This is a genomic window from Acidobacteriota bacterium, assembly GCA_029861955.1.
Lineage (GTDB): Bacteria > Acidobacteriota > Polarisedimenticolia > Polarisedimenticolales > Polarisedimenticolaceae > JAOTYK01.
Genome location: JAOTYK010000022.1, coordinates 67,483 through 73,718, shown reverse-complemented (window position 1 = coordinate 73,718; position 6,236 = coordinate 67,483). Strand labels below are relative to the sequence as shown.

Sequence of the window (6,236 nt, the reverse complement as noted above, 5' to 3'; positions counted from 1 at the left end):
CCATTTCGGACCGGTCCTCGACGAATACATGGGGAGTGTCCATGCACGGGCACTGCTGGTGAAAGGACTGGTCAGTGCACCGTCCTGTAGCGACTGCCACGGTGCCCATGACATCTGGCCCCGTTCAGATGATCGCTCGTCATTCGCAAGATCCAATGTTCCCGCGACGTGCGGGACCTGTCACCAGTACATCCTCGAGACCTGGCGCGAGGAGAGTGCCCACGGAATCGCATGGGCCGGCGGCGAGAAGAGCCCGGTCTGCACGACCTGTCACCAGTCCCATGATGTCGTGCCACCCAATATCGGCGATGCCCGACTGAAGATGCCCGAAGACTGTGGAACCTGTCACGAGGGTCGCTACACCAGCTACAACCATAACTTCCACGGCGAGGCCACCAACCTGGGCATGCTGGCCGCGGCGACCTGCTCCGATTGCCACACGCCCCACAGCAACCTAGCCGCCGAAGATCCGCGTTCGAGCGTCCACCCGGACAAACTGGGCGAGACCTGCGGGGCCTGTCACGAGCGGGTCAGCGGCAATTTCCTCGCCTTCGAGGTCCACAGCGAGCCCTCGAATTTCGACGGCAGCACCCATCCGGCGGTCAACTGGACCTGGTTCTTGATGACCACGCTGCTAATCAGCGTGTTCGTCCTGTTTGGTATTCACGATGTGTTGTGGTTCCAGCGTTCGATTGTCGCCTTGATCCGCGGCGACATCGCGCGTGTCAAGAACACGCCGAACGAGGGCGTCTGGGTCCGTCGTTTTCGACCGGTTCACATGTGGCTGCACGTCGTCGTGATCGTGACCTTCCTCGTTCTGGCGGCGACGGGACTGCCCCTCAAGTTCCATCAGTCCCCCTGGGCTCAGTGGGTCGCAACGCTGTTCGGCGGAGTCGAGATGACGCGGCTGCTGCATCGACTTGCCGCGATTCTGACCTTCGGCTACGCGATCTTCCATCTGACCCACGTGATCCGTCGGGTCTACGTCCGCAAGGAGCGGACCATTCTCTGGGGTTGGCGCTCGTTGGTCCCGCAGTTGCGCGATCTGACGGAGATGTTCCAGCACATCCGCTGGTTCCTCTACATGGGTCCCCAACCCAAGTTCGGGCGCTGGACCTACTGGGAGAAGTTTGACTACTTCGCGGTCTTCTGGGGTGTGTTGATCATCGGCTTCTCCGGCCTGATGCTGTGGTTCCCCTGGTTCTTCGCCCTCTTCCTGCCGGGTTGGATTCTGAACGTCGCGTTCATCGTACACAGCGATGAGGCGCTACTGGCGACCGGCTTCATCTTCGTCTTCCACTTCTTCCATACCCATCTACGTCCGGGGAGTTTCCCCCTCGATCCGGTCATGTTCATCGGCGCCGTGCCCATTGAGCGATTCAAGGAAGAGCGCCCGGCCGAACACGACCAACTGGTCGCCGACGGGCGACTTGAAGAGTTCATCGTGCCCCCGCCGGGTCGGCTGGAATTACGGCGGGCCTATCTGTTCGGCAGCATCGCGCTGGCGATCGGACTGCTGCTGGCTCTAGGAATCCTGCTCGGGCTGCTGGCCCTCTAGGAGGCCTTCCAGGATCTGCCGCGAGCCCTCCGCGTTGTGGTGGGCTCCCGCTTCGTCCAGCAGCGTCAACAGTTTTCGTGACCGCTCGGCCCAGTTGGCGTCGGTGGATTGGTCGATCTGTTCCAGGACCTGACGACGTAGATCCGCGAGGGTCTCGACGTTGTCCACGGCCATCGCCTCGTAGGTGCCGTCGTCGTCGTGACAGTCGGAACATGATGCAAGCGCCACGTCGCGGGAATGCGCCTCGGTCGTGGAGTGGCAGTCGTCACACGCAACGATGTCGGCCATGAAATCGGGCTCGATGGCAAACGACTCGAGCGCCGGGAGTGTGGCCGAGATCAGGCCCTGCTGCAGCCCATGACATCCTTCACAACTGTCGCTCTGCGGACTCGCGCCACCGGAATGGCACTGGTCGCAGCGGACGGCGGTATGAACTCCGTCCAGAGACATCTCGTGCCGGAACTCACCGGTCCGGAGGGACTCTTCCTGGCCGTCCTCCGTGGCGTTGAGGAACGTGTGACAGAGTTCACACGAAGAGTCGAGTGTCCCGCCGCTCTGGTTCACATGCTGGTTGTCGTGGCAGCGGAAACAGCCTGCAGAGACAAGGTGACCGATGTTGTCGGGGTAGGTTGTCCAGTCGACATTCATGTACGGGAAGACGTTGACGGCATAGATCTCCCGCGTCGTGTCAATCGCCTGATAGATCGCAGCCCGTCTGCTTTTCCACAGTTCGGGGTGCTCTTCACGATAGAAGCGAGAGAGTCGCTCGCCGATACGGGCGTTGGCCTCTTCGGTCTGCAGGTAGGGCGGCAGTAGTGCCTCGACGGTTTCGCGCTTGATGAACGGGAGAGTCTGATCGATCTTCCCGTTGGCGATCGCGACGTTGATCGACTCCTGTGGGGAAATGAACTCGTGGGCCGGTCGGTTGTGACAGTCCATACAGTCGATCGACCGACGCTCGCCCTCGGGCGGTGGATCCGAGGCCGGTCTGCCGTCGTCGCGGTAGATATGCTCCAACCCGGTGTCGTCGGTCCAGATGATCCAGGGAATCTCTTGCAGGATGGGGTCGGTCGCGATGTACTCGATCTGGCCGGAGAGGGCCATGTGGCGATGGATTCCCGAAGCCTGCCCGAGGAACTCGTTGCCACCGCCGGTCTTCAGGAGCAACGTGACCGTTCGATCGGTGTTCTGCTCGTCCGAGGCGTAGTGTGGAAACTCCTTGAGCTGCGAACCGTGGAACTTCTGCGGCCAGTGGCATTCCTCGCAGGTATCGCGGGCCGGTCGAAGCTCGCTGATCGCAGGTGGGATCGGGCGGCTGTAGCTCTCTCGCGCCGTCGCGATGACCTGACGTAGACCCGAAATCTTGGCCTTGACGAACCAACTGGCGCCGGTACCGATATGGCACTCGGCACACGAGACGCGCGCATGGGACGATCGCTCGTAGGCGACCGCCTCGGGTCGCATGACGGTGTGGCACGTCGTGGCACAGAAGTCCGTCGAGTCGGTGAAGTGGTAGCCGTGGTAACCGGTCACGGCAGCGATCGGAAGCAGCGTGAACAGTCCCACCGCCAGAAACTTGGCCACGCGGATCTGCAACGGGTCGCTGAAGTCGACGCGAGGCAGAATGCGTAACCGGCGGCTTGGGTCCAGACGACGACGGCGAATACTACGAATCAGGATCCCGGCCAGCATCAGAAAGATGCCCAACGATAGGATGCCGGGCAGGATAAGGTAACCGACGATATCCACGTAGGGATTGGCCGCCGGCGAGACGACACTGAACAGACCGAACGTGACGATGAGCAGGAGCGCAATGCCACCGATCAGCAGGCCGGTCAACGTGATCCAGTTGGTCCACAGCGGCTTGGTTATCAGCGGATGCTTCGGTAGATCCTTCATCCGTCCCCCTTCGGTCCCACGTTCACGCCGCTCATTCTAGAACAACTGAGATTGCGCCCAGAGCCTACGCGACATTCATGTCACCTCTGCAGGACGGGTTCCATGCTCGACCTCGAGTTCGCGAAGAGGACCCTCGATGCCGGGAATCGCATGCAACAAGTCTGCGGCCGAGAGAATCCCCAGCACACGAGCCTCCTCGTCGACGACGATGAGTCGATGTACCTGCCGGTTGATCATGAGAGCCGCGGCCGCGGCCGGGGTCTGATCGGGACGGATGCAGTAGACGATCGGGGACATGATCTCGTCAACGGTCGCAGACCGAATGTCGGTGAGTCGGAGGTTTCGGCCGTCCGTCCCCGTCGGCATCAGTATCCGTTGATCGTAGAACGATGCTCCGTCAACACCGCAGTTGTAGTGCCAGGCGATCAAATCAGTCTGGCTGACGACGCCGATGACGGTTCCATCCTCGTCCACGACGGGCAGACCGTGGACGCGTTCTCGGATCATTCTCTTTTCGAGTTCGTGCACATCTTCGTCGCAACGAACCACCGCGACGTCGCGCGCCATCATCTTCTCAATTGTCGGAGTCTTCGGCATGGTGTGTCCCTCCCTGCTCTCAAACGGCGCTCGACATCGAGCGACCCTCCAGGACGCGGTCCCGATGATACTCGTCAAAGACCGAGCAGATATTGCGAACGAAAATTCGACCGGGCTTCTTCACCGCAAGACGACGGTCCGCCAGCTCTACCATGCCCTCATCGATCCACCCACCCGGTTTGCTGAGATCGGCCAGTTCCGTCGCGAAGTAGTCTTCGAAGCGCAGATTGTGCCTGCGGTCGAACGACTCGAATGATAGCTCAAACTGACACATCAGCCTGTGGATCAGGTCTTGCCGGATCTTGTCGGATTTGGTCAGCAGGTAACCTCGCTCGAACGGGAGCCGACCGGCATCGATGGCTTCGCGATAGGTCGATAGCTTCTTGGTGTTCTGAGCGAACATTCCGCCAATCTCGCCGATGGCCGACACGCCCAGTCCGATCATCTGCTTGCTTCGATGCGTCGTGTAGCCCATGAAATCCCGGGTGAGTTCACCCATGCCGGAGGCTATCGCGAGAGAGTCTTCGGGCAGGGCGAAATGATCGAGACCCACAGCTACGTAACCCGCGCTCGTCAGTTCTTCCCGTGCGGTCTTCGCCAGGAACCAGCGATCCTCACCGGTGACCAGCGACCCGTCATCAATCTTGCGCTGGTGCGCGTTGATCGAGGGCAAGTGGGCGTAGCCATAAATCGCGATCCGGTCGGGTCTCATGTTTGCGACGCTCTTGAGTGTCCGGCGAAACTTATCCGGAGTCTGCGTCGGAAGCCCATAGACCAGATCGAAGTTGACCGAGTAGTAGCCGAGAGATCGGCTGGCTTCGAGAACGTCACGGGTCTGTTGCTCGCTCTGGATCCGGCCGATGGCGACCTGAACATCAGGATCGAAGTCCTGCACTCCGATCGAGAGGCGATTGAAACCTGCGGCCCTCAGGACGCTCAGGTGTTCTCGCGACGTCACCCGTGGATCTACCTCGACACTCATCTCCGCATCGGGGAGAAGATCGAAACGAGACCGGAAGTGGTCCAGAAGGTGTGCGAGAGGATCGGGTGAATGGAAGGTCGGGGTGCCACCGCCCAGATGCACACGGGAGACCTGGCACCGGTGACGTAGAGGCTCGGGGATCAGATCGATCTCTCGTTTGAGGTACCCGAGATACTGATCGCCGACATCTTGTCGAGGGGTCGAGATCACGGTGCACGCGCAGTAAGCGCATCGCTTCTCACAGAACGGGAAATGCATGTAGACGGCAAGCGAGTCGTCGTCCCGGGTGGCCACCTGATCCAGCCGGGCGAGGTAGTCTTCGCCGGTGACCGCTGAGCCGAAGTTCAACGCCGTCGGATAGGATGTATAGCGCGGGACCGGTCTGAGGAATTCGTCGATCCAGCGTGGCGACGTGTCCATGCCACCAACATACACCGAATTTTTTCGACAGTCCCTGCCGTCGGCGTCGTGGACTCCACGTATTGCGTGAGGGCCCGCTACGAGTAGCATTTCAGGGAAGGAGAGCTACATGGAATTCCACAAAGACACGCCGGTTGGCCGCATTGCATCTGAGCACCCGGGCGCCACGCGGGTATTTCACCGTTTCGGGATCGACTTCTGTTGTGGAGGCGGGAAGTCCATTGAGGTCGCCTGCCAGGCGAAGGGTGTCGACCCGACGACCGTGCTCGAGGCGGTTCAGGCCGAGCTCCTCGACGGCGATGCGGACGCCACCGACTGGCTCTCGGCCAGCCCCGCAGACCTGATCGATCACATCCTGAATGCCTATCACAAGCCACTGGGGACAGAACTGCCGCGGCTGAGCGAGATGGTTCAGAAAGTCGCGGAGGTTCATCACGACAAGGACGCGCGACTCGCGGAGCTCCGGTCCGTGTTCTCCGGGCTGAAATCCGAACTCGAATCCCACATGATGAAAGAAGAACAGATCCTGTTCCCCATGATCGTCCAGGGCCAGGGCGAATCCGCCGGGGGGCCGATCTCGGTCATGGAACAAGAGCATGACTCGGCAGGCGCGGCTCTACGACAGATTCGGGAGTTGACCGACGGCTTCCAGCCTCCCGAAGAAGCGTGCAACACGTGGCGCGCATTGTTCTCCGGATTGGAAGATCTGGAGCGGGAAATGCATCAGCATATCCACCTGGAGAACAACATCCTGTTTCCGCAAGCTCTCGGAAAATAGAA

The 6,236-nt window shown here is 60.7% G+C and carries 5 protein-coding genes; 2 read left to right on the top strand and 3 right to left on the bottom strand.

The features are described 5' to 3' along the window. Window positions 1–1,558 (top strand): cytochrome C (locus tag OES25_12045; protein MDH3628366.1); only part of this gene is annotated, 1,558 nt, incomplete at its 5' end. On the opposite strand, the gene OES25_12040 is transcribed toward OES25_12045, so the two are convergent. The 3 genes from OES25_12040 to hemN all read right to left on the bottom strand — a co-directional run bounded on the left by OES25_12040 (window position 1,526) and on the right by hemN (window position 5,456). Next, window positions 1,526–3,457, bottom strand: a complete 1,932-nt coding sequence (locus OES25_12040) for a cytochrome c3 family protein (GenBank protein MDH3628365.1) — start codon at window positions 3,455–3,457, stop codon at window positions 1,526–1,528. The two genes, OES25_12045 and OES25_12040, sit on opposite strands and share 33 nt — an antisense overlap. Window positions 3,458–3,532: 75 nt before the next feature. Beyond that, on the bottom strand, window positions 3,533–4,054 hold the full coding sequence (locus tag OES25_12035; GenBank protein ID MDH3628364.1) for a CBS domain-containing protein: 522 nt from the start codon (window positions 4,052–4,054) through the stop codon (window positions 3,533–3,535). Between the two features lie 19 nt (window positions 4,055–4,073). Further along, on the bottom strand, window positions 4,074–5,456 hold the full coding sequence (gene hemN / locus OES25_12030) for an oxygen-independent coproporphyrinogen III oxidase (GenBank protein MDH3628363.1): 1,383 nt from the start codon (window positions 5,454–5,456) through the stop codon (window positions 4,074–4,076). 109 nt (window positions 5,457–5,565) lie between these two features. Here hemN and ric point away from each other — a divergent pair, with 109 nt between their 5' ends. Continuing rightward, window positions 5,566–6,234 (top strand): iron-sulfur cluster repair di-iron protein, encoded by a 669-nt coding sequence (gene ric / locus OES25_12025; GenBank protein MDH3628362.1) that lies wholly within the window; start codon window positions 5,566–5,568, stop codon window positions 6,232–6,234. Window positions 6,235–6,236: the final 2 nt, after the last annotated feature.

Excerpts from the sequence above, each read along its gene's own strand:
- OES25_12040 (MDH3628365.1), bottom strand. The coding sequence starts at position 3,457 with ATGAAGGATCTACCGAAGCATCCGCTGATAACCAAGCCGCTGTGGACC.
- OES25_12035 (MDH3628364.1), bottom strand. The coding sequence starts at position 4,054 with ATGCCGAAGACTCCGACAATTGAGAAGATGATGGCGCGCGACGTCGCG.
- hemN (MDH3628363.1), bottom strand. The coding sequence starts at position 5,456 with ATGGACACGTCGCCACGCTGGATCGACGAATTCCTCAGACCGGTCCCG.
- ric (MDH3628362.1), top strand. The coding sequence starts at position 5,566 with ATGGAATTCCACAAAGACACGCCGGTTGGCCGCATTGCATCTGAGCAC.